This is a genomic window from Legionella qingyii (genome assembly GCF_003990155.1).
Lineage (GTDB): Bacteria > Pseudomonadota > Gammaproteobacteria > Legionellales > Legionellaceae > Legionella > Legionella qingyii.
In genome coordinates, this window is the sequence record NZ_RZGX01000005.1 from 70,679 (window position 1) to 96,064 (window position 25,386).

Sequence of the window (25,386 nt, forward strand, 5' to 3'; positions counted from 1 at the left end):
TGCTTTCACAAAAAACGGGTTCATAGGACTTATTTCATCCCTATTCCTTACAAATAATGATCGATCAATAAAAAAACAAACAATAACATTAAATACACTATTGAAAATCTGAATGTTTGCATTGCAACTACAGGCTTATCTGTACGATATAATTTATGCGACCAAAATAAGAATCGCGCACCAAGCACTAAAGCGCCTATTAAATAAAACAAACCACTCATCCCTATAACAAAAGGCAATACACTCACTACTAGCAATAAAATGGTATACAAATAAACATTCAATTTAGTAAACGCAATACCATGGGTCACAGGTAACATTGGAATTTGAGCATGTTGATACTCTTCGTAGCGATAAATAGCCAAAGCCCAAAAATGTGGCGGCGTCCAAATAAAAATAATTAATACCAGCAATAAAGCTTGTGGATCCAGTTGATTTGTAACCGCAGTCCAGCCAAGCAATGGAGGTGCTGCTCCAGCCAATCCGCCGATGACTATATTTTGTGAGGTGGCTCTTTTTAAATAACCTGTATAGATACCAGCATAACCAATCAATGTAACAAACGTAAGACATGCAGTGAGCTGATTTACAAAAATCACCAAAACCGTCAGTCCAAGGCCTCCCATGATTAAAGCAAACCATAAGGCCTGACGTACTGAAACCTGGCCACTAGCAACGGGTCTTTTTTTGGTTCTGGCCATAATGGCATCAATTCGTTTATCGACCAAATGATTAATTGCCGCGGCGCTTCCAGCACATAGCCCAATACCAAGCAAGGAAAAAAACATCAGCGACATGCTAACCCAACCTGGAGTTGCCAAATACATTCCGACAACTACAGTCAATAACATGAGCAATACAACTCGAGGTTTGCATAACTCGAGATAATCACGCCAAGTAGCCGACGAAGATTGAACTACATGCTCAGCGTGCATCATTTTGCCCCTTACGCGTAAAATGTAGTGTACTAAATAATGTTGCTAACAATAGAGCAGCAACCCCATTATGAGCTACGGCGACACTAATTGGCAGTAAATAAATTACATTCAAGATACCTAAAGTAAATTGAACTAATACTAATAAACACAACACCACAGCTGCGGTTTTAAGATAATTGAAGCTGCTTCTCAATAGAATCAATAAGGCGAGCACGAGAATATAAGCGGCAGTGATTATTGCACCTAATCGGTGAATAAATTGAATCGTTACTCTAACATCATGATCCAGTAAACCACCTTGATAATTAGCGCCGACAGGTGAAAATAAATTAAACCCTTGTGCAAAATGCAAATCAGGTAACCATACGCCATTACACATAGGGAAACCAATGCAAGAGATTCCTGCATAATTTGAACTAACCCAACCGCCCAATGCAATTTGCATGAACACGATAAGCACCCCAAGCCGTAACCAAGGACGCCATTGTGATAAATCCTGCCCCTTTACTGCACTGATTTGCAATCGAAAACGGCTTAAGCAGGCAACAATGAGCATACCGCCTAAAAGATGCCCCATAACAACCACGGGTAACAGCTTTAAGGTTACGGTCCACATGCCTAATGCGGCTTGGAAAAAAACGAGTATAAGTAGTGCAACGGGCAAATGCCATGGCAAATTATTACCTTGTAATCGCTTGCGCACTACATAAAAACCTATAAAAAGAATTAACAAAGCTAAAGTACCTGCAGCATAACGATGAGCCATCTCCGTCCATGCCTTTCTTGACTCGATAGGAATTTCTGGATATTGGGTTTGTGCTGCCTGCAATTTTTCCTTAGCATTGGGAAGAACCATCTGTCCATAACAACCAGGCCAATCAGGGCAGCCCAAGCCTGCATCGGTCAAGCGTGTATATGCTCCGAGCATGACAACGAATAAAGATAACAGCACAGCAAATGATGCAACATATCGTAATAATTTATTCTGCATTAGATTAATCACTCTTGTTTTCTGTTGTATTGAGCAACAACTTCAAATCTTTGTATACATCATTAGGATTAACCTGCGATGCATAACTGAGAATTAAATAATTACCTGGATCAGCTATAAATACTTTAGTTTCAGACGATAAAGTATCTTTAGTATTAACCTCAGCTGCAGATAATCTTGCCACTTTAAAATCTATTTCCTTTAAATAGGATTGTTGTTCTTGTGATAAAGCAGGTGCTTTATCACTGAGAAGAAGCCACTGATCCACCTGATATAATTTACGTCCTAATGCCAGACGAATTCGAGCAAGCATATCGAGCTGTTTCATACACGCTTGGTCACAGGCCTCTGGACTCCAAAAGATAATGCGCCATTTCGACGTTCCTTCCAGAGCATTCAACTTTACCGGTGGATTCAGTAAGGTCCCTTTATTGATCCGAGTAGCGCCCAACCAGGAAGGATGCTGGTAAAACAAATAAGCAGCTACCCCCGGAGCAACGAATAGTACAACCAACAACACTAAAATATAATATTTACTGGCTTGTTTTTTCATTTTTTTTCTTCAGGTTTAATGCTACAAATATAATTAGTATCACCAATGCCATAGCAAACCACTGCAAAGCATAAGCTAAATGCCGCTGCGGAGGCATGGAGACCGTCTCCCATTCACGCACAAATCCGTTTGTGTCTTGCTTGTCGAGGCGAATAATAAACGGAGCGACTGATTTTTGCAAAACTTGACTGAACAATTGATCATCCACACGCTCCAAAATGATCATTTTATTCCCTTTTTCTTCTAAAGCAGGACCCAAAACCCATTGATTTTTGCTCGGAAAGTAGGCTATCCCCTGCAATTCTATGCTTCCTTTGGGAATCTGAATGTTTGGGAGGATTCGTCGAGTCAGTTCACCAGGAACCCATCCTCTATCTATTACGATGATAGAACCATCAGGCAACTGCAAGGGTGATAAGACATCATAACCAAATTGATGTTTGTGATGCTGATTATCCAATAAAAATACCTGCGACAAATAATGACCTTTTAACGAGATACGTTCATATTGCACAGGCAGTGTTTTCGTTCCAGACCAAGGAACTGGTTTTTGCTTCTCTTGTGTTTTTTGTGCAACAATCATTTTTGTTTTTTCATCCGCACGATGAATTTGCCAAAAGCCAAGCCGAACAAATAAGGAAAAAAATAGGATTGCCAAAATCGACATCGGCCAGCTTGGGGTGAATTGAAATTTAAAACAGGTTAAACTAGGCATCATTAATTAATTGTTTAAATGTTAGTCATAATTAGACGGCAATTTCGGGAGTATAACAAATGATCACTAAAATTATCATCATCTGTGTCATGATTATCATCGCCGGATCTTTGGCAAGTGGTCTTGTCTTCCTTATTCGTGATGCAGGTAACTCCAAACGAACCGTTAAAGCCTTAACTATAAGAATCAGTATTTCAGTGGGTTTATTTATATTTTTATTAATTGCTTTTAAACTGGGTTTAATTAAGCCTCATGGCATTTGATTTTAAGGATATCATTATGCGTAGTGTATTAATCAGTTTCCTAATTCTGTGTCATTGCAGCATCCATGCAGACACCATAAAAAATTACATGAGTATTGCTGATAATATTCCTCAAATGGAAGTTAAAGCTGACCCCCAGGCACAAGCATGGGCTCGCTCTGCTCGTCATGTTTTGACAATAACTTGTGAAAGTATTGCAGAAACAATGCTCCAGGCAAATGAAGTTGCAAAAAACCAAGGAAATCCTGTTTTTTGCTTACCACCAGGTGTTCAGCTGAATGCATTTACTCTGTGTGAGTTGATTCAGCAAACATATAAAGAAATCTCCAGCCAGCAAAGCGATAAAGATTCCATGACTGTGTCTCAGGTTGCCTGGTTAGGTGCGAGTAAACACTATCCATGCCAACAAAATACAGCAGCAAAGAATGAAATGCTTCATGTTTCTGCAGCGCTAGGACAGCATGCAGCAGACAAATAACTGCCGACAAAACAATAAAATGTTTATATAAATAGATATTATCATCCAGTATGAAAGACTTTTTAATGAACTGTTATCAATCCTAGCTACTTCATCAGATTGCCTACTCCAGTCTGATGAACTAGGTCAATGAGCTTATTATCCATATGTTGTTTTTATTTAAATTGTACGAAATATGACTTAATGAACCCAAAAAATCCATTTTGCTCAATTTTAGGTGAATCGATTAATATTTTGTTATACAATACATTCTATAAAAGATCTTAAGAACTATAGCAATGAAGATTTTTAGTAAACAAGGCGTAGGTTTTCAAGAGGTTTATACACACAAAGATACTCTTCCAAAAGGTATAGAGCAACCAGCAAAGAAACCATTTATCATCGTAACATTACCCGCTAGTTCTAAGAATCTTGCTTATCTACTTAACAATTTTCCCCAATTTAAAAATCTAGCGTACACAGAGGTTAAAGAACAGACACTAGTATTAACAATTACCAGCAGCAGAAAGGTTTGCCTTGTTATTAACGCGATTCGTTCAAGCTCTGATTATAATCACCAGGCCAATAGAGCTTTACTCGAGCAATTAAAGCAGCTCCATGATGAGCTAGCCAATGCAACAAAAAAGCACCATCCACCACCAAAAAGTAAAGAGAGCACACAATATACTCCTGTTCAAGCTGAAATTAAAAGAGAAAAATATGCCCCACAACCTTCTCATAGCGCTCAAATAGTAAAAAAAGTTGATAAAGACGCAAAAGAAATTTTAAAAAAAGATGAATCTGGAAGACGAATTACTGAAATTGAAGCCTTCAATGGCATGTGTTATCGCCTTCTATTAAACGACCGCACCCCCAGTGTTAGAAGTGTCCATGACAGTAACGGTAATCGAGTTGGGGTTATTTCCAGGGCCATCGATGATTTTCAATCTTTGCATGATTACTATTCAATACAAAGAGAAAAGACTGGCCGCTACGGATCGCCGCGGCAAAGTGACCTAGTAAAATCAGGTATTGGCAGAATATTAGCTGCAGCCTATACTGAGGAAGAGAATGATTTGCATGGCGGGAATATCGGCTATGATCCAGTCAAACAGATATCCTACAAAATTGATCACGATCAAGCGACCTGGCCAATAACATCAAAATATCAAGGTATAAATCCGAATAAGCCGCTTTTCCATGATAACCATAGAGCCTATGGTATAAAACCTAAAGATGCTTTTCCCATAACTCAAAAGGATATTACCAATTTCCCGCATTTAAGCGATGCGAAACCACGTAATTTTCCTGATCAGGCTGATGGTGGCGTTTTAGCTCTTGGAGGGATTGAGGATAATCCTGATTTTATCAAGGATGTTTTTTCGATTTTTCTTAAACGAGCTTTATTTGACGAGCAAATTTATCGAGCCATTGCTAAGGAAACGATCGAGAATCCTAAACTACAAGAAGAATTAATAGCTCACAAAACCCGGCGTAGCGAGCTACTCAAAACAGAGCTTATAAAAAACAGAAAATTTTTAAATTTTCTGCTCCAAAATCCTAATTTAAAAGAGCAAATTATTGGTGAGTTTAAAAAATATAATGCTGACCATGGTGAATCTAGTCCTTTGCGCCTCGATCTTGAAGATTTAGGAAATAAATTTGATAGCCTTGTTGAGGATACATTAAAGCAGATAGTGCCGAAAGATACCAAACTTTTTAAAATCCATTATAGCCCAGATCAAGATGTAAAATCCTATGAATATAAAACAAAAGCAATCGATTCATCTTTGCGAAAGCAAGAAACAAAAGAACATCTCAAATCAGAACTTGATCTTAACGACATTGAAGCTGAGTTTATTTTTAATAGGATATGGAAAAGTGATCCGACAAATATTAAGAGAAATGCAGAAAAAACGCTTGAGGAAATTTTCAAGGATATCCTTAAACTTGATGGTCAAGTGGGCTTTTCCGGGGGCGAAAAACGAAAACTAGACATGGGTCGCGAAATTAAAATACCCAAAGGTGTTGCCGCTATTTTTGATCTGTATAACAAATATAAAAAGGGCGAAATTCAAACTGCGGTTGAGACTTTAGAGGCGATTATTGCACAAGCAGCTATTGCAAATAGCTATCAGGGACATACTTTGTTTAATCGCCGTCAGCCTGCAACATCTGATTTTTACAATAATATTGTTTCTATTCAGAATAGAATACTTTCGAAAGATGTGAATGATGCAGTGATACCAAAGACACAACTATATAAATGAGTCAGGACTTACAAAAAATCCCCAATCCCTTCGTTAAAAAATGTTTTTAATTCGGTCATTTAGTCTATCTAAACTCCCTCATTAAAAACATTTTTTGCCTCGACCTTGGGGTTTTTCGTAAGTCTTGTGAGTTTTATAAGCTACGCCTGGATCTCAATTGGACCTTTTGCTAAGATGAGGCGAGTTTTCAATGAAGTTTGGATGCCATGTTGGAAGATATCCCTGAAGAAGTTCAAGAAATAATATATTCCTTCTTCAAAGAAAGAGAACTTTTTCTGACAAGTCAGGTATCTCAGCGCTCTTTAAGAATTTCAAGACGACAACTTTTGGAAAAATCCTATTCTTTTATTCAAAATTTAATAAAAACTCCTTTAGAAAGTTCTTCTTTATCGAGTTTATTAATCAATATGCATAGCGCTTATAATGAAGCGTGCAAATTTGAAAAAATGTTCATTACATTCAAAATTGAATTTAAAGAATTATCGTCTGCTGATTTATTAAATATCAGAAAAAGCATTATCCACATTTCACTTGATCATATCAAAAAGAAAATACAAACCCCGTCTGTAGAATATGATGAAGAAACTCAAAAGCTTATGACCCAATACGATGCATCAATAAAAAAGGACGGTATAAGTAATGAATCACGCTCTAGCTTATATGAAAATCTTTACGCTAAAATGGAAGAACAAACGAATAAATATAACGCTTTTTTAAAAAAAGAATTGGCGCTATGGCAGGCTCGCATTGAAGAGTTCGATTCGGAACATAATGTAATTAATCTTATGCCAAATAGATCATTTTCTTAGCCATAATCCAACATAATAAAATCTGAGGGTTCAGTGTTTTATCAATAGGTGCCCCAAAGGGCAATATAAAGCATTAAATAAAGGATGTGAATCATCAACGGGAAAACAGAGACTATGGGGGCACTTCCAGTAAATAAAAACAAGAAATCCGAATTTTGACCTATTTTCACATCATCTTTAGAGAATATTGCATCCTCTCCTGTTGTGAGCTTTTTTATCTTCCCCTGCTATAGTATTGGATTTATCAACTTTTTCGAGACAATCCCTAAAGGAATCGATATGCGCAAGGTTTTGATAGGCTAGGTGCTGAACATCTTGTATTAGCAGAATTAGTTTCTCAGTAAGCAATAATTTTGCTGATTCAAGATCGTCAATATTTTCATCATATAAATCCATGAAGCCCTTTTTTATACGTTCACTCTCGACATTAATTGATTTTGGAGATTTCTCTAAAAGATAGTCTTTGACTAATTTATTTATGCTTGTTGCAAATTTATGATTCGCCTTGATTTGGAGTAATTGATAGGCGTCTGTTAGAAAATTATAAAGTTCATCAACATAACAAGTATCAAACATTGCTTTTAACTCTTTTGTAACATCTTGCTTAATGGCTATTTCCAAATGGTGGCATATACAGTTTAAAGATTTAGTACACATACATGTCCTTATCGAGGATAGTAAACCAAATATATTAAAAATGGCCACACTGTGCAAATAATATTATTAACGGAATCATCAAATTTACACCTGTGGGCGGTGATTTCGGGATACTTATTAAACCTGGTAAATAAACAGCCTTGGATTTTATTTACCTCAGTGGGGTGACTTATAATTTAAAGGGTAGATGTGTAATAGAACCAATTTGACTTTATTTTAATTTATATTTCGATAAACGAAGCCTGGATTCTACTTCATTGCTTCCAGGCTATAAGATCATTACAACAAGTTTATTTACTAAATTCTTCGAACGCTTCTAAAGCTTCAGCGGCATACATTAAAGAGGGACCACCTCCCATATACACAGCCATACCTAAAGTTTCTAAAAGTTCTTCGCGTGTCGCTTGCAATTTAATTAATGTTTGGGAATGAAATCCGATACATCCAGGGCATTGTTTAGCAACAGCCAAAGCCATGGCAATTAATTCTTTAGTTTTTTTATCTAGGGCACCATCTTTGGTTGCTGCTTGAGCTAAAGCCGAAAATCCAGACATTACTTCGGGCATTTCCTTACGCATTTTAGCTAATTGAGTACTAATATCTTTGGTAACTTGAGAAAATTTATCTGACATTTAAAAAGCTCCTTTTTGTAATCACTCATTCTTGCTTATCATCTTCCTTGTTATTAATGCGACAACAAGTCAATGTTTTAGTTTGAGTCATTATTTTTAATAATATACCTAGAAGGCACTCTAATGTACCGCATTACTTTATTCAGAAAAAGATTCTTGATTAAGAAACAGCTCGATTTAAGGTTTCCTTAGCTAAAGTTAAACGGCGCTCTACTTCCCCTAACTCCGCTTTTAAATGCAAAATTGCACTGGAATTGTGGCTATGTCTGAGGTGCTCCAAAGACTTGGTCATTGCCTGTTGTTGTGCTACAAGCGTATTAATTTCCATTTCAAGATCGTTTATCCATTGTTGCCTGGTGCTTAACATCTTTATGCCGAAGGAAACTTTTTCTTCTGACTTTTTTTTGCCCTGATGCATTTGACATAAGACAACCAGAATATTAATTTTTTGTCTGATTCGCTCAGCCAGATATAAAGCACTACGCTTGTTTTGTTGTTTGGATAATGCATGTATGTCCGCTTTAATTTCTGCGATACATCCAGCCCCATTGGCCTCTGAGGCTAAACGGAATACCCCTTTAGGCAAACGTTGAATTGAAAAAAATGAGCCGAGCTCGCTAATCTTCCATTCCAATTCAGGTAATCTTGCCATTAACTGGCTCAGCAATTCATTAGATTCTGTTGGTATGTCCATTATGCTTTTTGTCCTTACAAATCCTATTTACAGAGGATCAGGAACGTCTGCAAACATCTTAATCTGGAACAGCGGCATCCAATATCGCTGTTTTTTCTCGTGACCAAGAACTTACAAATGGTGGTAAACACATGAGAATTAAGCCACCAATTAATGTCAATTCATAGCGGGCCATACCGCCTACATTAATTCCTTCTGGTGGGATAAAACTCACTGCCAAAGTAGCACATACCCCAACAATTCCTACACCTGCAACAAATAACATACCTACTAAGCCGCCAGGGATTGCAAAAGGTCGATGATGATGTGGCTCGGCAATCCGCAATTTAATTGCAGCTGCAAACATAATAAAATACATCAGCATATATAATTGAGCCGCTAAAGCGGTTAGCAACCAATAAGATCCATTCACACTGGGCATAAATAAGAATAAACCCGACAATATAGTGACAATGCTTGCCTGAGTAAACAGCATAACAACCGGTGCACCTTTTGCATTCGTACGTTGGAAATAATCCGGTAAGTTACCATCTTCTGCCGCAACCAATAATCCTTTTGTCGGAGCAATTATCCAGTTACTCACGCCACCAAGCCCACCTAAAACCAACATCACAGCAACTACCGGCATCATCCAATACATGTGGTAACTGGAAAAGAATGCTTCAAATGCTTGCATAATTCCTGCTACTAAATTGATGTCCTTTCCAGGCAAAACAATTGCAATCGCCAAAGAGCCTAGAATTAATGTGCTTAAAATAATTCCCACTGAGTAAATTAATACTTTGGGAAAAGCATGCTGTGGATTGTTCACGTCATTCGCGTGAACAGTCGCAATTTCAATACCACAAAAAGACATGATGATTGCAGTTAAGGAGACCCACATGGACTTGTCATCTAAATGAGGTACGATACTTGGAATATCAAATTGAATTTGCAACGGATTACCTTGCGTAACCCAAAAAGCCCCAAGGCCGATAATCAACGACATAGGCAATAACAAACCTGCAAGAGAGCATAAATTACTGAATGCGGCTGAAGATTTCATTCCCCGCAAATTTAATATGGTAGCCCCCCAAAATGCGCTAACAATTACCGCCCAAAGAAAATAAGGGTTGCTCGTCAATGCAGGATTAATCAAATAACCAATAGTCCCTGCGACAAAAGATAGAATCGTTGGATACCAAATTACATTTTCAATCCATTGCAGCCAAATGGCTAAAAAGCCCATCTTTTTACCAAAAGCCTGTTTCACCCAAATATAAATCCCACCCTGTTTTGCCCATCCTGAAGCCAGCTCTGCAGAAACCAAGGCAGTTGGGATTAGAAAAAATAAAGCACCTAAAACAAAATAAAAAATTAATTGGCTACCAAATAAGGCCGTAGCAGGTAAATTGCGTATACTGTCTACAGAACCAACTGTTATCATAGTCAGACTGAAAATTGTCAGTGAATGTTTTTTATCGATCATCGCATTCCTTCAGTGCAGTTTTGGGCGAGCAGAAGCCTAATTATATAAAAAGTTAGCTTAAGGAACCCTTAATAATCGGGCAATAATTAAACAAAATGTTCCTTGATTTTATTTACTAGCCCATAGATTTTTAGCTTGCACTGTAAAATAACATGATTTAAGGAGAAAATCTCTGCATTTTTTCCTGTCTTTATGCACAAAATCATTAGCTCAAGCCAGAGAAGTGAACACCACTCAAACCTCCTTCTTCAAATAAAAATTAAAAAAAATTTTTGAACAACGCACCCGCTCATAACTGAACAAGCTGATGGACTGAAAAAATCATGTAAAAAGCGTAATCAGCAGCGGTCAGTTTTTTAGATTTGATTATAATGATATCTATGGAATTAATTCTTAAGATTTTAAGTAAGAAACAACAAGCCTTGACTTGCCTCAAATTAGATCATGGGGTGGACAGTTTCATATCATAGCTTCTCTGTGCTATAGTTCCTATTTTTTTCGGGTAATAGATCATGTTTGAAACCTTAACCGAACGGTTGACCCGCTCCTTTAAAAGTCTACGAGGGCAGAGTCGATTAACTGAGGACAATGTACAACACGCTCTGCGTGAGGTCAGGATGTCACTGCTTGAAGCAGATGTTGCCTTACCTGTTATTAAGGAATTTATCGAAGAGGTAAAACAAAAAGCTCTTGGACAGGCCGTTTTAACTGAGTTAAATCCTGATCAAGCTTTTGTTAAAATCGTTCATGATGAATTAATTCATATCATGGGTGATGAGCGTGCTGAGCTTAACTTTAAAACCCAACCGCCTGCAGTATTTCTAATGGCAGGATTGCAAGGTTCAGGAAAAACAACCAGTACTGCAAAACTAGCCCGCTATTTAAAAGAATCTGAAAACAAAAAAGTAATGGTGGCCAGTGTCGACGTTTATCGACCTGCTGCAATACAACAGCTTAAAGTATTAGCAGAACAAATAGATGTCACCTTCTTCCCCGCAGAAGCAAACGAACAACCACTTGCTATTGCTAAAAAAGCGCTTGATGCCGCGAAAAAACAATATATGGATGTATTGCTGCTCGATACTGCAGGGCGTTTGCACATCGATGCCGACATGATGGCTGAAATTAAAGCCTTACACCAGGAAATACACCCAATTGAAACTCTGTTTGTTGTAGACAGCATGACTGGACAAGATGCTGCAAATACAGCGAAAGCTTTTCATGAAGCCTTACCATTAACAGGAGTCATTCTCACCAAAACAGATGGTGATGCTCGTGGCGGTGCGGCTCTATCTGTAAAACAAATTACCGGACAACCTATCAAATTTATTGGTAGCGGTGAAAAAGTAGAAGCTTTGGAACCATTCCATCCCGAACGAATTGCTTCAAGAATTCTTGGCATGGGTGATATTCTTACCCTAATTGAAGAAGTTGAACGGAAAGCAGACAAACAAGCGAGTGAAAAACTAGCTAAAAAGTTGAAAAAGGGAAAAGGTTTTGATCTGGAAGACTTTAAACAACAACTACTGCAAATGAATAATATGGGCGGTATTGCTGGCATGATGAGCAAACTACCCGGTGTCAGTCAAATGATGCCGCAACAGGCAATGAAGCAAGTCAGTGATAAAGCTATGGCACAAACCATTGCCATTATCAATTCCATGACCCCCAAGGAACGTCGTATCCCCAAGCTTATTGTGGGTTCACGCAAGAAACGCATTGCGTTGGGTTCAGGAACACAAATTCAAGATGTGAACAAATTATTAAAGCAGTTTGAACAAATGCAAAAAATGATGAAAAAATTTACAAAACCTGGTGGAATGCAAAAAATGATGCGTGGAATCGGTGGTATGGCAGGGTTAAAAGGCATATTACCCGATGATTTTAAATAATTCGCAAGAATTACTTCACATGCCGAATTAATTTTCGTACAATACACGGCATTTTTACGTAACCACTCTAAAGTAGAGGAAAACAATGGTCGTTATACGTTTATCAAGAGGTGGCGCCAAAAAGCGTCCGTTTTATCATATGGTCGTTACTGACAGCCGCAAACGTCGCGATGGCAGTTATATTGAGCGTATTGGTTATTTTAACCCTGTAGCTCGTGGACAAGAAGTGCGTCTGCATATTGATGCAGAAAAATTGAGCCACTGGCAAAAAGTAGGGGCACAATTATCTGATCGCGTCAGCGCTTTAGTTAAAGAATTTAATAAAAAAGGCGAAGCTGCTTAATAACGTGAATAATCAGGAAAACTGGATAATAATCGCCCGTTTTGGGCGGCCTCATGGTGTTAAAGGTTTTGTTACGGTTCATTCCTTTACAGAACCTCGTGATAATGTTCTAAAGTATGCAAATTGGCATGCCTTTATTAACAATAAATGGCAACCAATCAAGTTGTTGCGTGCTGAAGTACAAAATAAATCCATCATAGTCCAAATTGAAGGTTATCCTGAGCGTGAGCTTGTAGCTCAACTCACTAATATAGAAATTGCAGTTCAACAGGAACAACTGGAACAACTGAAACCAGGCGAATATTACTGGCATCAGCTTATAGGCATGAACGTGATCAACCAACAAGGAGAATCTTTTGGGAAGGTCATTGAAATAATCCCTACAGGTGCAAATGATGTGCTGGTTGTAGAAGGTAATAAAAGACACTTAATACCTTATTTACCTGGAAAATTTATATTAGATGTTGACGCCAGCCAGCAGTTAATTACTGTTAATTGGGATATGGATTTTTAAGTGGTGCTTCATCTTGGAGTAATCAGCTTAATCCCTGAAATACTTAATGCCTTGAATTATGGCGTTACAGGCAGAGCCATTGAACAAGGATTAGTTAAAATCGATTACTGGAACCCAAGAGATTGGTCTTCCAGGCCCTATAGGCAAGTTGATGACAAGCCTTATGGTGGTGGCCCGGGAATGGTTATGATGTACGAGCCCTTAAAAGGGGCGATTATGCAGGCACGTAGTCAAATGCCTAGTCATTGTAAAACGATTTACCTAAGTCCTCAGGGCAAGGTAATTCGTCAAAGTGACTTGAATAAAGTGGCAAATGACAAACAACCCCTGCTCTTTATTGCCGGGCGATATGAAGGAATTGATGAGCGTATTCTTCAAAATTATGTTGATGAAGAATGGTCTCTTGGAGATTTTGTTTTAAGTGGTGGTGAGCTGGCCGCTACGGTATTTATCGATGCGATTATTCGCTTAATACCGGGGAGCCTAGGGCATCTTGGTTCAGCAGAACAAGATTCATTTATGAATGGTTTACTGGATTGCCCTCATTATACTCGACCAGCAACCGTTGACGGATTAGAGGTGCCATCTGTTTTATTAGGTGGTAATCATAGAGATATAGAACTGTGGCGGCGAAAGCAATCTCTGGGTAAAACCTGGCTTAAACGACCAGATTTACTTGAAAAAATACAGTTATGTGAAACAGACCAGCAATTGCTTGCTGAGTTTAAGTATGAACACGGTGATTCCTAAAGGATGAACCAATTTGAGGAGTAGTCCATGACTAATATTATTGACCAACTGAATGCTGAGCAAATGCAAGGCAAGGAAATCCCAGATTTTAATCCCGGCGATACTGTTTTGGTTCAAGTGAAAGTAATTGAAGGTAACCGTGAGCGTTTACAAGCTTTTGAAGGTATTGTCATAGCAAAACGTAATCGTGGTTTAAACTCTGCATTCACTGTTCGTAAGATTTCACACGGTGTTGGGGTTGAGCGTGTTTTCCAAACTTACAGTCCAATTGTTGACAGCATTACTGTAAAAAGACGTGGTGATGTACGTCGCGCTAAGCTTTATTACCTACGTAATTTGGCTGGCCGTGCTGCTCGCATCAAAGAAAAGTTAGCAGGTAAAAAAGCGGATTAATATAAAATTCCATGAAAAATTGCAATTATCCCCGTGCACACGGGGATTTTTTTTGTGACAAAAAATCTCTTCATTTGAGGCTAAAATATCCTTAATTCAGTAAATATAGTTAATCCAAGGTTTTTCTAAAAAGTAAAATTGCTGAAATAACAATGAGTACCATGAATAATAGTATGGGCCAGATATCGGACCATAAAATGCTTAAATCAGCACCCTTCAACATAATATTACGTGTAATTCTTAAAAAGTGAGTTAACGGAATTAATTGACCGATGTCTTGAGCCCAAAGCGGCATTCCACTGAATGGGAATAGAAATCCAGAGATCATTACAGCAACTAAAATATAAGCATTTGTTGAAGCAACAGCTTGGAATTGAGTCTTGGCAAACGCAGAAATAGCTAATCCCATGGCTAAACTTCCAATAGAGTATGGCGCCATAATTAAAAGATAAAGTAAGAAGCTTCCATAAAATGGCACCGAGAAAACAAAAAATGAAATGATCAAGAGCATAAATAAGATAAGATAACCCACTATAAAATGCGGAATAACCTTACCCAAAATAATATTTGCTGCACTAAGGGGCGTGATTAATAGTGTTTCGAAAGTACCCACCTCATATTCAGCAGTAATTGACATCGCAGTTAAGAGCGTAAGTGTTGTAAACATCAATACAGAAATTAATCCAGGGATAATATTATATTGTGAGAAACCTTCAGGGTTAAATTTGGCATGTATATCAAATTCAAACGGTGTTTTTTGGGAAGAAAGATAATCAAAAGAACCAGAAAGATCTCGTTCAAACAATCGAGCTGGCAGAGCTGCGGCGGCTCGAAAGGCATTTGAAATCGCAACTGGGTCAGAGGCATCCGCTTCAATGAGTATATGTGGTTTTTCTCCTCTCAATAAATCCCTTGAGAAATTAGGAGGAATATTAATAACAAAAAGTCCCTTTCCGCTAAGTAATAAATTCTCTGCTTCTTTTTCAGTTTGAGCAAAAGAATTTAAGGAAAAGTATTCTGTGTGTTTAAAACCCTCTAGTAATGTTCGAGTGAACGAATTAATCTCAGAGGATATAACCGCTGTTGGTAAATATTTGGGATTAGTGTTAATCATAAAACCAAATAGTAGTATCTGCATTATTGGAACTAAAAATAGAAACAAAAAAGTAGAAATGTTTCGTTTGATCTGGATAAATTCCTTTTTAGCAACCGCCAGAACGCGACAGAGTTCAATTTTTATCATTTATAATCTCTGCTCACCAAACGTAGAGAGCCAAACAAATACATCCTCCAAAGTCGAATCAATTATTTTTCCATAAAAAAATTCATTTTCGATATAAGGCTGGATTGCTCTGGATAATTCCTCCTGATTTTTACTGCTTACATGGAGTGTATTATGGAATCGTAAAACTTGATCAACGCCCTCCGTAGATTCTAATTGATGGGATAGCATCGCAATATTTTTTCCTTTTATCTCCCAGGTCGTTAAATTTACAGAATTTAAAATTTCTTCAATCGTTCCTGACATAAGGGTTCTTCCATAACACATGTATGCAATTTTATTACATTTATCTACTTCATCTAAATTGTGTGAGCTCAATAAAATGGTGATTCCTTCTCTTGATAATTGATGCATTAATTCCCAAAACTCTCGTCTTGCTTTAGGATCAATATTAGCAGTTGGTTCATCCAATAATAACAATAAGGGATCATGCAATAAAGAAACAGCTAATGATAAACGTTGTTTCCACCCACCAGACAAAGTTCCTGCGATCTGATTTTTGTATTGTTCCAAATCAAATTTGTGCAAATATTTTTCTATTTGATTTTTTCTATCTACTACTCCGTAAACCTCAGAGAAAAAAATCATATTTTCGTAGACAGTAAGATCCTTATATAGACCAAAATTCTGCGACATATATCCAACGAGGGCCTTGATCTGACGAGATTCTGTTACAATATCAAACCCAACACATTCACCAGAACCTGAATCAGGAGTAATCAGTCCACATAACATTCTTAAAGAAGTAGTTTTTCCCGCTCCATTTGGTCCAAGAAATCCATATATATCACCATATTCAACTTTAAGATTTAGATTTCTCACTGCCTGATATTTATCGAATTGTTTCGTTAAATTGCTTACATCGATAATATAATTGCTTTTATCCATAAAATACCTGTTAAAAATTTTATTCGAATATGCTTATTATTCATACATGAAACTGTAAGATTGCATTCTTGATGTATGCTTCCCTATTTCGTTCCCGAAATCTTCATAAGAATTTTTTGAAATAAAGATGGGCGATGAATAGTTATGAATTTTTTAACAAGCTCAGCCTCTATAACTAACAATTCGCTATCAATTTTTGCATAAGCCTGTTCTTTTCTTTTCATATCCGTCATAAATTCAGAATCCCCGAACATTTGATTTATTTTAATAGCTGTAGAACTACTATTTTTTAAACAAAGAAGAACAATCTCCCCTTTAAGGAGGTAATAACAAGCATTAGCAATATCCCCCTCTTTATACAAACAAGAGCCTGCTTTGACCTTAATATTTTTTGCTGTTTTCACCATGGTCTGTATTTTCTCATGGGAAAAATCGCTAAAGAGATGATGAGCGCGAATAAACTGAATTAAAAGAAATTCTTCGCTTAACTTTTTTAAATTAGGATACTTTATTTGTGGCTGTTCCAAAAAGCCAAGAAAGTCATAAAGACTGATCTTTAGTAACTGCATAGGAGTAAGTGCTTTCACTGTGGCCGTACGAAGTCCAGTATGTGAAACAAATCCTTCTGAGGATAAACCGATAATATCTCCTTCTCTTAATTCAGAAATACGCATAGTCTGCTTTTTTCCCAGTGAATGCACCTCTCTTGATACTTCTGCTCGTCCTGAAACAATAAGAAAAATACAATCAATTGGTTCACCTTCAACAACAATCACTTGCTCTGCTTCAACAGATTCAGGTTTTGCGTATCCGATTAACTGATGAGCATTTGAGCGATTGAGAAGACAGAAAAGAGGATGTTGTAAAATAAGCTCCTCACACTGTTCAAAGTTCATTTTCATAAATTATCTGTTCTCTCATAAGCTTTGTATTACCAAGTTATTAATCTAATGTTCTTCTAAAAAGTAAGATTCCAAAAAAAATAATAACTACCGAAAACAAAATTATAGGCCAAGTATCAGGCCACAAAATATCAAACCCGGCCCCTTTTAACATGCTATTTCGAGTAATCCTTAAAAAATGAGTCAATGGAATAGTTTGGCTTATCGATTGCGCCCAATGGGGTACACCAGTAAAAGGAAATAAGAAACCAGAAACCATAATTGCAACAAGACCATACGCATTCGTTAAGCCTACAGCTGCAAATTGTGTTCGAGTAACAGCTGAAATAGCAAGTCCCGTGCCCAAACTTGAGATAGAGTATGGCGCTAAGAGTAATAAAAACAACGAAAAGCTACCATGAAATGGGATGGAAAAAATAAAATAAGCAATTGCTAATAATATAAATAAAAGTAAATACCCTAAAATGAAATAGGGTATCACCTTGCCAAAAATAATATTGGCTGGAGTTAAAGGTGTTATTAATAATGTTTCGAATGTTCCTCGTTCAAATTCTGAGTTTATAGATACCGCCGTTAAAACGGTTAACGTTGAAAAGATTAATAACGCAATTAGTCCTGGTATGGTATTGTATTGAGAAATATTTTCAGGGTTATATTTAGCCTGGATATCAAAAATAAAAGGCGCCTCACTGGAGGCTAAATAACTGAGTGATCCTTTTAAATCATGCTCAAATACTTTCGCAGGTAATTCAGATGCTGCACGAAATGCATTTGAAACGGCTACAGGATCTGACGCATCAGCCTCAATTAATATATGCGGGTGCTTTCCTCGTATTAAATCCCGGGTAAAATTAGGTGGAATATTAATAACAAAAAGAACTGTTCCACTCAGTAATAGTCGCTCTGCTTTTTTTTCATCTTCCGTTATTGTTTCAATTGAAAAATAATTCGTGTTTTTTAGACCTTGTAATAACGTTCGAGTAAAAGAGGTATCTTCCGAAGTAATGACAACGGTTGGGAGATGTCGGGGATTAGTATTAATAATCGCACCAAATAATAATATTTGGATAACTGGAATGATAATTAGCCATGAAAAAATCAAAATATCACGTCTAATTTGAATAATTTCTTTCTTTGCAACCGACCAGATACGAAGAAATTCATTTTTAATCATTTATCGTCCTTGAATGAGAACTGGAAGTACTAATTTTTCTCAAACAAATTTCTGAAATTTTCTCAGAAAAATACCCATAGAAGGTAAGGTGTTTTGACAATTCATCTTCATCACCTACGTACCGTGATTTGTTCGCGGAATCGGGAATGGATGATAAAGCTGAAATGTTTGGTTATTAATCAAATCGATCGTGAATTCCGCGAACAAATCACGGTACGTGGGCTACGATGAATTGTCAACACACCTTAGTTTTTTTGATAAGAATCTTAATCAATTATGTTGTATCGTATCTTAATATGATCCGGACTAACAATCTATTGATCGTGAAGGTTTAATACCTTTCTTACTAAATTCAGTACCATTTACAAATTTTAAACAACATGATGCAAAGAACAACTTGAATGCATCGGCTATGTGACTGATGAACGTAGTGATAGCGGAACGATATTGATTTTCTTTGGATATATATTGTCAGATGTTACTATTTGATGGTAAGTTTTTTTATTTCAGCCAATTGAATCAAAAAATTCATTTAAGATCAAAATAATATGCAAGAATTTATTCCTAGGTGGTTGGTTCTCTTAATGAGTAGTGCATTGATTGTGGGCTGTAAGGAAAAGAACAATTCATTGCAGGGATATGTCGATGCTGATTATATATATATCTCAAGTAATTTTTCAGGCAATCTTATTAGCCTTGATGCCCCAAAAGGAACTGCAATTAATAAAGGAGCGCTGTTATTCAGCCTGGATGCACAGCCACAACAATCCCAACTCAAAAAAGCTAAAGCAAATCTTAGCCAGGCTTTGGCACAAGTAAAAGTAAAACAGGCCGATCTTGACTATCAAAGTAAATTATTGGCTCGTTATCAAAAACTGATAAAATCAGGCGGAGTCAGCCTTGAACAACTTGAAGAAGTAAAAAATAATTATCTTAATGCCGAAGCATCTTTAATATCCCAACAGGCATTAGTCGAATCCTCGATGGCAGAATTAACACAAGCAAAATGGAGTGAATCAAACAAAAAGAGATACTCTTCAATCTCAGGCTATGTTTATGATACCTATTATAATGTTGGTGAATTAGTATTATCAGGACGTCCTGTATTATCTATTGTTACACCTGAAAATCTAAAGGTTATTTTTTACATTCCTGAACCTTTACTATCAAAGTTAAAATTAAAAAATCAAGTTACCATCAGCTGTGATGGATGTAACGACACCTACACCGCGACTGTAAGCTATATTTCTTCAAAAACTGAATATACCCCTCCTTACATATTTAGTGAAAACTCAAGAACAAAATTTGTTTATCGAGTGGAGGCAAAACCAGTAAAAACAGCATTTAATTATTTACATCCAGGGCAACCGGTTAGCATCAACTTGGTTTTATAATCGTTTTAGCGACTCAATTCGCTAATTAATGATCCATTTATATAAGAAGATCAAATGCAAAAAATTTATTTATTTTTATGCACAATAATCCTTACGAGTTGTAAGGTTGGACCTAATTTTCATTCACCAGATGCTCCCAAAGCAACTCACTATAATACTAGCCCTTCGAAAACTAAAACAGTCAGTGCTCATAGTCGAGCAGGCCAACCGCAACGATTCAATTTTAAAAAAAATATATCCAAATCATGGTGGGAAATATTTCATTCAAAAGAATTAAATTTATTCATTGAAAAAGGATTAAAAAATAACCCTTCAATCGCAATGAGCAAAGCTAATTTGCGAAAAGCCCAAGCCAATTTGCTTGCTGAAGCTGGGCCTAATTTATTCCCTACTGTCGATACCCAATTTTTAGGAAGTCGTGAAAGAAATAGCTTGCTTGCTACAGGAATTAATCTTACACCTACCCCAGGAGCGACACTTCCATTTTCCTCCGTAAATACATTCGATCTTTACAATGCCTCAATCAGTGTTAGATATAATCTTGACTTATTTGGCGGTAATCGCCGTCAGTTAGAAGCTCTAAAAGCAGCAATTGATTATGAGCGTTTTGAATTGGAAGCTACTTATTTAACGTTAACAGCAAATATAGTAACAACGGGGATCACAATTGCATCTTTGCAAGAACAAATTAAAACAACAAAAGAACTTATAGAGTGTCAAAAAAAACTGGTGAAATTAGAAAATAACAACTATGTTCAAGGACACACATCCAGGCTTGATTTACTCAATAGTGAAAATCGACTCAAGGAAACTCAAGCGCACCTCCCTATCCTCAAAAATGATTTGGCTAAAAAGCATAATGCTCTTGCAGTCCTTACAGGATCATTGCCGAGTGAAACAAAATTTTTTGACTTTACGCTACAAAATATCCAGTTACCCCTAGATCTGCCAGTTACACTTCCTTCACTTCTTGTCAAACAAAGACCGGATATAAAATCCTCTGAATCATTATTGCATAAAGCAAGTGCTGAAATTGGTGTTGCAACTGCGAATCTATTCCCTAAATTAAATATAGGTGCTACCTATGCGTGGTACTCAACTGCGCTGAGTACCTTGTTTAATCCAGCTAATAACGTATGGAATTATGGTGGTCAAATAGCTCAAACACTTCTTAAAGGAGGAGCATTACGTGCAAAACGCAAAGTTGCCATTGCCACGTATGATTATGAACTTGCACGGTATAGGAAAGTGGTACTTGAAGCCTTCCAGCAGGTAGCAGATGTATTACATGCTTTAGAGTTCGATGCTGAATTGTTGCGTGAACGAGCAAATTCAGAAATAAATACACTTGAACATTTTAAAATAGTGAACATGCAATACCAACTCGGTAAAGTAAACTATTTGGCTGTATTAAAAGCAAAAGAATCCTATTTAAAAATACATTTAAAAGTAATTCACGCAGAAACAGCTCGTTATAATGACACCGCGGCGCTTTTTCAATCACTTGGTGGCGGATGGTGGAATAAGAGAGGGCTAAAGACTTGATGCCTAGTGTTTTTTTACATCGAGCTCGTATTCAACTCTTTTTCTTGCAGTGGTTGGAGCGGTTCGAAGTTTCGCTAGATTTAATTTCATTAAAATTGTGATGTAAAACCAACCCAGATCAAATTCCGAATCCTGGAAAGAAAGTTTGGCGGATGCTGGATTATTATGATGGTTGTTATGTAATTCTTCTCCATTCAACAAAATACCTATATGCATTAAATTACGTGAATTATCCTTTGTATTAAAGTTTCGATAACCACATTTATGGGTTAGAGCAGCAAATGCTCCAAATAAGACAGCAGTAATCACAAAAATATTTATATCCCACATTACCATCCCCCACAAACCAAAGAGCAGAATGTATACAGTTAAAAAGATTATTAATCCTAACGATTGAAATTTAGTGAAAATAAATTTCTCAAGCGCATCATTATCTGAGATATTTCCGTACTTTTCTATTAGCGATGAAGGGTTGCATTGAGCACAAATTTCAAAGCCACTCAAGAACAGATTAAATGTTCCCTTATAGATCGGACTATGCGGATCAGCTGGCAAGTCTGCTTTTTGATGGTGCAATCGATGAATTGAAACCCATTCAGCTCGGTTTAGTCCTGTAGCAATCCAGAGCCAAAAACGACTAAAATATCTTATAACCGGTGTAAGTTCAACTGACCTATGTGTTTCGCATCGATGTAAATAAATACTGAACACAACAATCGTTATATGGTACACAATAAGACAAAATATTAATTTTCCTTTCCATCCCAGATCCCATAGGCCATAAATAAGAATTTGGTTATTAGAAATAAGACAAAAAAGCAAATAAACAAAAAGAAATGACGATACTATTAAAACGTCTTTAGATAAGATTCTTTGATTTATAATCTTCATTACAACCTCTCGGCCCACAACACTGGGATATATCCTGTTGGATTTATTCCTTATGTATTAAAAATAATCATCCGGCATTACACATTTTCGTCCAAAGATTTTATTACTTCAGTGCCAGTCCTTAATTCAAGTGGAACTTTATTAAGATCATAAACAATCTTAATTTTTTCTAAAAAACATAATAAATAATAAGTGATATCTATTTGCCACCAGCGAAATCCCTGGCTAGCTGATCGTGGATAATAGTGATGATTATTATGCCAGCCTTCACCCAAGGTAATTAACGCTAAAAGAAAATTATTGCGGCTTTCATCTCCTGTCTCAAAGGGTTTTGTACCCCATACATGACAAAGTGAATTGATAGTAAACGTAGCATGGAAGAGAGCAATTGTTGAAATAAAGCCCCAAACAACTAACTGCATACCATTAGTATGTAGCTGAGGATAATAATTTGCTAGAAAACTACCTGTAAAATAAAGGATGAAAAGTAAACAAATGGGTACCACGTTATCATAACGATTCAACCAGCATAATTCCGGATATTTTGCAAAATCCTGTATCGCTTTATAGTCTGTTTTAAAATTTTCCGAATAAAAAATCCATCCAACATGACTCCATAATAAACCATGTTGTACCGGAGAATGAGGATCTTGTGATTGCTCTGTATAGCGATGATGATGACGATGATGGCTTGCCCACCAAAGCGGTCCTCGTTGTACAGCTGCATTACCGATTACAGCGAAAATAAATTGCCAAAACCGATTGGTTTTAAATGTCTTGTGTGAGAAATAACGATGGTAAAAGCCCGTTATTGCAAACATTCTAAAAAAATAAAGGAGCATGGCCGTAAAAATAGCGGTAAAGCTCCATCCTACCCAGAACACAGCCAAACAACACAGATGGAGAAGTACAAAAATAAATGCTCGGGCCCAATGTATCGTACCTTGCTTTAGATTGTTCTCTTTAAGACTCGCATCAAACCATCCATGTATGGAGAACATTAACGATTTGAATTTCATTTTATTACCTCTGCAAATGAAAATTCGTTATCTACAAGAAATATGAAATAGGCATGAGACGTTGATATTTTCCATTAAACTTAAGCATGATAGTTCATTTTATAAAATGAACGTGCTTTTACATCAAATGAAAAAATACCTTGCTCAGTGCTACAGCATAAACTCCCCGTCTAGCCTGCATCAGACATTTGCCATAATGTTTTATAAGTGTAGCAGACCCTCATTGTCTAGCACCAAATACAGATCAAAATGAATAAAAAATTACCATATCTTAACTAAATTTCCATATCCCATGTTAATACCGTTAATTCTTTACAAAGGTTGTAGGTTTCTTATAGTAAATCGACAGTTTTTTTGCCATCCATCCATTATCGGGAAAGGTTGTTCCTGGTACTTCCCAAACCCCTGTTGCAAAAGCTCCTGCTCCCCACAGAATTGCAAATATGTGTGCATCAACTGCCTTTTTTAATTGCTCGGCATTATTATGAGCCCAATTAAAATTGTTTAAGGTCAAACACTGGGTCGCATTTTTGCCAGCACATAAACCATACCCTTTAGGTAAATTGGCAATGTCTAGATTAATCCAAGAGGCAATATTGCTTAAATCACGTTGTAACTTTGAATCACCGAAAAAATATACAGGTGCAGAACCCTCTTCTTGAGCCTCTAGAAGAGGTTCATCCTGGGTAGGGAGATGAGCAGCAGGTATTTGCCATAACATAGTAGGTATATAGCCTTTTCCTGCTTGCTTTCCCAAACCTTCGCTAATTTGTTGCGTCATCGTCAGGAAATTTTGCCAGGCGGCATCATTATAAAAGGTTGCCTGATTTATGAGTAAATTTGGAAATTTGCTACTGTAATCATCGGCACCATAACGATCAAAATAAATAAAATCCGGTTTGTATTTGCTACTGAATAATTCAAAACTCTTTAAATCAGAAAGAACCTTGTCCACATAAGTCTTTACAGCAGTTGACCCTCGATGAATCCACCATCCCCCTTCTGGAACTGCAGAAATATTTTCATGAACACCAAGAGCAACATGAGGTCCAAAATATTTAACCATCCAGTTTTGCGCGTGTAACCATCCATTAAAGTTATCTGAAAACACAGGGATATTCTGATCCGGATTGGCTGCACTACAGAGGGGCATCACATAATCATTGACACAATTAGCAAACGCTTGTCCAGCAGTATAGTTATCAGTTTTAGATTTGAGCCAAAGAAGTAAATCAGTAGGAGTACCTTTAATTAGCACAGGTTTATTGTCCCATCCATAAGTGCAAGTGGGTGTATTAGCAGGACTAAAATTAAGTTTTTTACTCACCATGCAATAAGCGTTAGAAACAGCCTGACCTACCGGGATGTATAACGATTTAACTGCTTCCACACGATTTGTATTCCCTAAATAACCCAACATATCTGGATTTAATAAAATAGTGCCATATGTTCCAGTATTGATATAAGCATTATCTTCTAATGTTTTAGACAAAAACATTAAGTTAAAAAAATGTTTTGTTAGATCATCTAAATTAGTAACGCTATCCGGATTCCAACCGCCACTTAGTTGCCAACCGTATTCAACTAAAACAGGATTAACATCATGGCCAGTATTCGTTTTTATATTCTTAGCCATGTTAATCATATTCCAAATTTTATAAGGAGTTTCTATTTTTCCAGGATCTCCATCTCCGCCTGCGCCATTGTATGTAAATACAGCATCAATACGAATATTAGTCGGCTCTTGCGGGGCTCCATTCGTTATAGTTCCCATAGCCAGATAGTTTGGCCAACCAGGAATAATAGAATTGTTTGTATTTTGACTAAAAGAAAAGGAAGATAAGCTCATTGCAAAAATAATCAAAAAACTAAAACTCTTTTTTTTCATTGCATAGTTCCTAAATGATTCATCAGGATTGAAAACAATCGTTACACTGTTGCTGATTTTACTG

26 protein-coding genes are annotated in these 25,386 nt (G+C 36.8%); 11 read left to right on the top strand and 15 right to left on the bottom strand.

Features of this window, described 5'->3' with window-relative positions:
* Window positions 1-47: 47 nt before the first annotated feature.
* From cyoE to ELY20_RS05005, 4 genes are read right to left on the bottom strand one after another with little or no spacing between them, the layout of a single operon-like run.
* Window positions 48-935, bottom strand: a complete 888-nt coding sequence (cyoE, locus tag ELY20_RS04990) for a heme o synthase (protein ID WP_110141719.1) — start codon at window positions 933-935, stop codon at window positions 48-50.
* Window positions 925-1,929: a COX15/CtaA family protein gene (locus tag ELY20_RS04995; protein WP_199739207.1), complete on the bottom strand. Its 1,005-nt coding sequence runs from the start codon at window positions 1,927-1,929 to the stop codon at window positions 925-927. Before ELY20_RS04995 ends, cyoE begins: the two co-directional genes overlap by 11 nt.
* Window positions 1,930-1,933: 4 nt before the next feature.
* Window positions 1,934-2,482 (bottom strand): hypothetical protein, encoded by a 549-nt coding sequence (locus tag ELY20_RS05000; protein ID WP_110141717.1) that lies wholly within the window; start codon window positions 2,480-2,482, stop codon window positions 1,934-1,936.
* Window positions 2,463-3,197 carry an SURF1 family protein gene (locus ELY20_RS05005; protein WP_199739211.1) on the bottom strand — a complete coding sequence of 245 codons (735 nt, stop codon included), beginning with the start codon at window positions 3,195-3,197 and terminating at the stop codon, window positions 2,463-2,465. Before ELY20_RS05005 ends, ELY20_RS05000 begins: the two co-directional genes overlap by 20 nt.
* Window positions 3,198-3,256: 59 nt before the next feature.
* Here ELY20_RS05005 and ELY20_RS05010 point away from each other — a divergent pair, with 59 nt between their 5' ends.
* From ELY20_RS05010 to ELY20_RS05025, 4 genes are all read left to right on the top strand, one after another.
* Window positions 3,257-3,460, top strand: a complete 204-nt coding sequence (locus ELY20_RS05010; RefSeq protein WP_110141715.1) for a twin transmembrane helix small protein — start codon at window positions 3,257-3,259, stop codon at window positions 3,458-3,460.
* A 16-nt stretch (window positions 3,461-3,476) separates the two neighbouring features.
* The gene (locus tag ELY20_RS05015) at window positions 3,477-3,938 is read left to right on the top strand and encodes a phosphatase (protein WP_165831576.1); all 462 of its coding nucleotides are present in this window, start codon (window positions 3,477-3,479) and stop codon (window positions 3,936-3,938) included.
* Between the two features lie 278 nt (window positions 3,939-4,216).
* A complete protein-coding gene (locus ELY20_RS05020) occupies window positions 4,217-6,187 on the top strand; it encodes a hypothetical protein (protein ID WP_110141714.1) in 1,971 nt (656 codons plus the stop codon).
* A 206-nt stretch (window positions 6,188-6,393) separates the two neighbouring features.
* On the top strand, window positions 6,394-6,996 hold the full coding sequence (locus tag ELY20_RS05025) for a hypothetical protein (RefSeq protein WP_110141713.1): 603 nt from the start codon (window positions 6,394-6,396) through the stop codon (window positions 6,994-6,996).
* Window positions 6,997-7,173: 177 nt separating this feature from the next.
* Here ELY20_RS05025 and ELY20_RS05035 read toward each other — a convergent pair whose 3' ends face one another.
* The 4 genes from ELY20_RS05035 to ELY20_RS05050 all read right to left on the bottom strand — a co-directional run bounded on the left by ELY20_RS05035 (window position 7,174) and on the right by ELY20_RS05050 (window position 10,447).
* Window positions 7,174-7,653 (bottom strand): hypothetical protein, encoded by a 480-nt coding sequence (locus ELY20_RS05035; protein WP_110141712.1) that lies wholly within the window; start codon window positions 7,651-7,653, stop codon window positions 7,174-7,176.
* Window positions 7,654-7,943: 290 nt separating this feature from the next.
* Complete coding sequence (locus tag ELY20_RS05040; protein ID WP_058466692.1) at window positions 7,944-8,285, bottom strand: carboxymuconolactone decarboxylase family protein; 342 nt, start codon at window positions 8,283-8,285, stop codon at window positions 7,944-7,946.
* Window positions 8,286-8,445: 160 nt separating this feature from the next.
* Window positions 8,446-8,979: a hypothetical protein gene (locus ELY20_RS05045; protein ID WP_199739208.1), complete on the bottom strand. Its 534-nt coding sequence runs from the start codon at window positions 8,977-8,979 to the stop codon at window positions 8,446-8,448.
* A 58-nt stretch (window positions 8,980-9,037) separates the two neighbouring features.
* Window positions 9,038-10,447, bottom strand: a complete 1,410-nt coding sequence (locus ELY20_RS05050; protein ID WP_110141710.1) for an APC family permease — start codon at window positions 10,445-10,447, stop codon at window positions 9,038-9,040.
* A gap of 512 nt (window positions 10,448-10,959) precedes the next feature.
* Here ELY20_RS05050 and ffh point away from each other — a divergent pair.
* The 5 genes from ffh to rplS all read left to right on the top strand — a co-directional run bounded on the left by ffh (window position 10,960) and on the right by rplS (window position 14,339).
* Window positions 10,960-12,339, top strand: coding sequence for a signal recognition particle protein (gene ffh, locus ELY20_RS05055; RefSeq protein WP_110141709.1), 1,380 nt, complete (start codon window positions 10,960-10,962; stop codon window positions 12,337-12,339).
* A gap of 85 nt (window positions 12,340-12,424) precedes the next feature.
* Window positions 12,425-12,682, top strand: coding sequence for a 30S ribosomal protein S16 (rpsP, locus tag ELY20_RS05060; RefSeq protein ID WP_058466696.1), 258 nt, complete (start codon window positions 12,425-12,427; stop codon window positions 12,680-12,682).
* Window positions 12,683-12,686: 4 nt separating this feature from the next.
* A complete protein-coding gene (rimM, locus tag ELY20_RS05065; protein ID WP_110141708.1) occupies window positions 12,687-13,196 on the top strand; it encodes a ribosome maturation factor RimM in 510 nt (169 codons plus the stop codon).
* Window positions 13,197-13,946, top strand: a complete 750-nt coding sequence (gene trmD / locus ELY20_RS05070) for a tRNA (guanosine(37)-N1)-methyltransferase TrmD (protein ID WP_110141707.1) — start codon at window positions 13,197-13,199, stop codon at window positions 13,944-13,946.
* Between the two features lie 27 nt (window positions 13,947-13,973).
* On the top strand, window positions 13,974-14,339 hold the full coding sequence (gene rplS / locus ELY20_RS05075) for a 50S ribosomal protein L19 (RefSeq protein WP_110141706.1): 366 nt from the start codon (window positions 13,974-13,976) through the stop codon (window positions 14,337-14,339).
* Between the two features lie 109 nt (window positions 14,340-14,448).
* On the opposite strand, the gene ELY20_RS05080 is transcribed toward rplS, so the two are convergent.
* From ELY20_RS05080 to ELY20_RS05095, 4 genes are all read right to left on the bottom strand, one after another.
* On the bottom strand, window positions 14,449-15,582 hold the full coding sequence (locus ELY20_RS05080; protein WP_110141705.1) for an ABC transporter permease: 1,134 nt from the start codon (window positions 15,580-15,582) through the stop codon (window positions 14,449-14,451).
* Window positions 15,583-16,509, bottom strand: coding sequence for an ABC transporter ATP-binding protein (locus tag ELY20_RS05085; protein ID WP_110141704.1), 927 nt, complete (start codon window positions 16,507-16,509; stop codon window positions 15,583-15,585).
* 83 nt (window positions 16,510-16,592) lie between these two features.
* The gene (locus ELY20_RS05090; protein ID WP_110141703.1) at window positions 16,593-17,411 is read right to left on the bottom strand and encodes a cyclic nucleotide-binding domain-containing protein; all 819 of its coding nucleotides are present in this window, start codon (window positions 17,409-17,411) and stop codon (window positions 16,593-16,595) included.
* Window positions 17,412-17,451: 40 nt separating this feature from the next.
* Window positions 17,452-18,585 carry an ABC transporter permease gene (locus ELY20_RS05095; protein WP_110141702.1) on the bottom strand — a complete coding sequence of 378 codons (1,134 nt, stop codon included), beginning with the start codon at window positions 18,583-18,585 and terminating at the stop codon, window positions 17,452-17,454.
* A gap of 584 nt (window positions 18,586-19,169) precedes the next feature.
* Here ELY20_RS05095 and ELY20_RS05100 point away from each other — a divergent pair.
* Both ELY20_RS05100 and ELY20_RS05105 read left to right on the top strand, forming a co-directional pair.
* Window positions 19,170-19,979, top strand: a complete 810-nt coding sequence (locus tag ELY20_RS05100) for an HlyD family secretion protein (RefSeq protein ID WP_233590499.1) — start codon at window positions 19,170-19,172, stop codon at window positions 19,977-19,979.
* A 54-nt stretch (window positions 19,980-20,033) separates the two neighbouring features.
* Window positions 20,034-21,524, top strand: coding sequence for an efflux transporter outer membrane subunit (locus tag ELY20_RS05105; protein WP_110141700.1), 1,491 nt, complete (start codon window positions 20,034-20,036; stop codon window positions 21,522-21,524).
* 3 nt (window positions 21,525-21,527) lie between these two features.
* Here ELY20_RS05105 and ELY20_RS05110 read toward each other — a convergent pair whose 3' ends face one another.
* The 3 genes from ELY20_RS05110 to ELY20_RS16875 form a co-directional block, all read right to left on the bottom strand.
* Window positions 21,528-22,415, bottom strand: a complete 888-nt coding sequence (locus tag ELY20_RS05110; protein ID WP_110141699.1) for an acyl-CoA desaturase — start codon at window positions 22,413-22,415, stop codon at window positions 21,528-21,530.
* A 77-nt stretch (window positions 22,416-22,492) separates the two neighbouring features.
* Window positions 22,493-23,434, bottom strand: a complete 942-nt coding sequence (locus tag ELY20_RS05115; protein ID WP_110141698.1) for an acyl-CoA desaturase — start codon at window positions 23,432-23,434, stop codon at window positions 22,493-22,495.
* A 304-nt stretch (window positions 23,435-23,738) separates the two neighbouring features.
* Complete coding sequence (locus tag ELY20_RS16875) at window positions 23,739-25,322, bottom strand: hypothetical protein (protein WP_199739209.1); 1,584 nt, start codon at window positions 25,320-25,322, stop codon at window positions 23,739-23,741.
* Window positions 25,323-25,386: the final 64 nt, after the last annotated feature.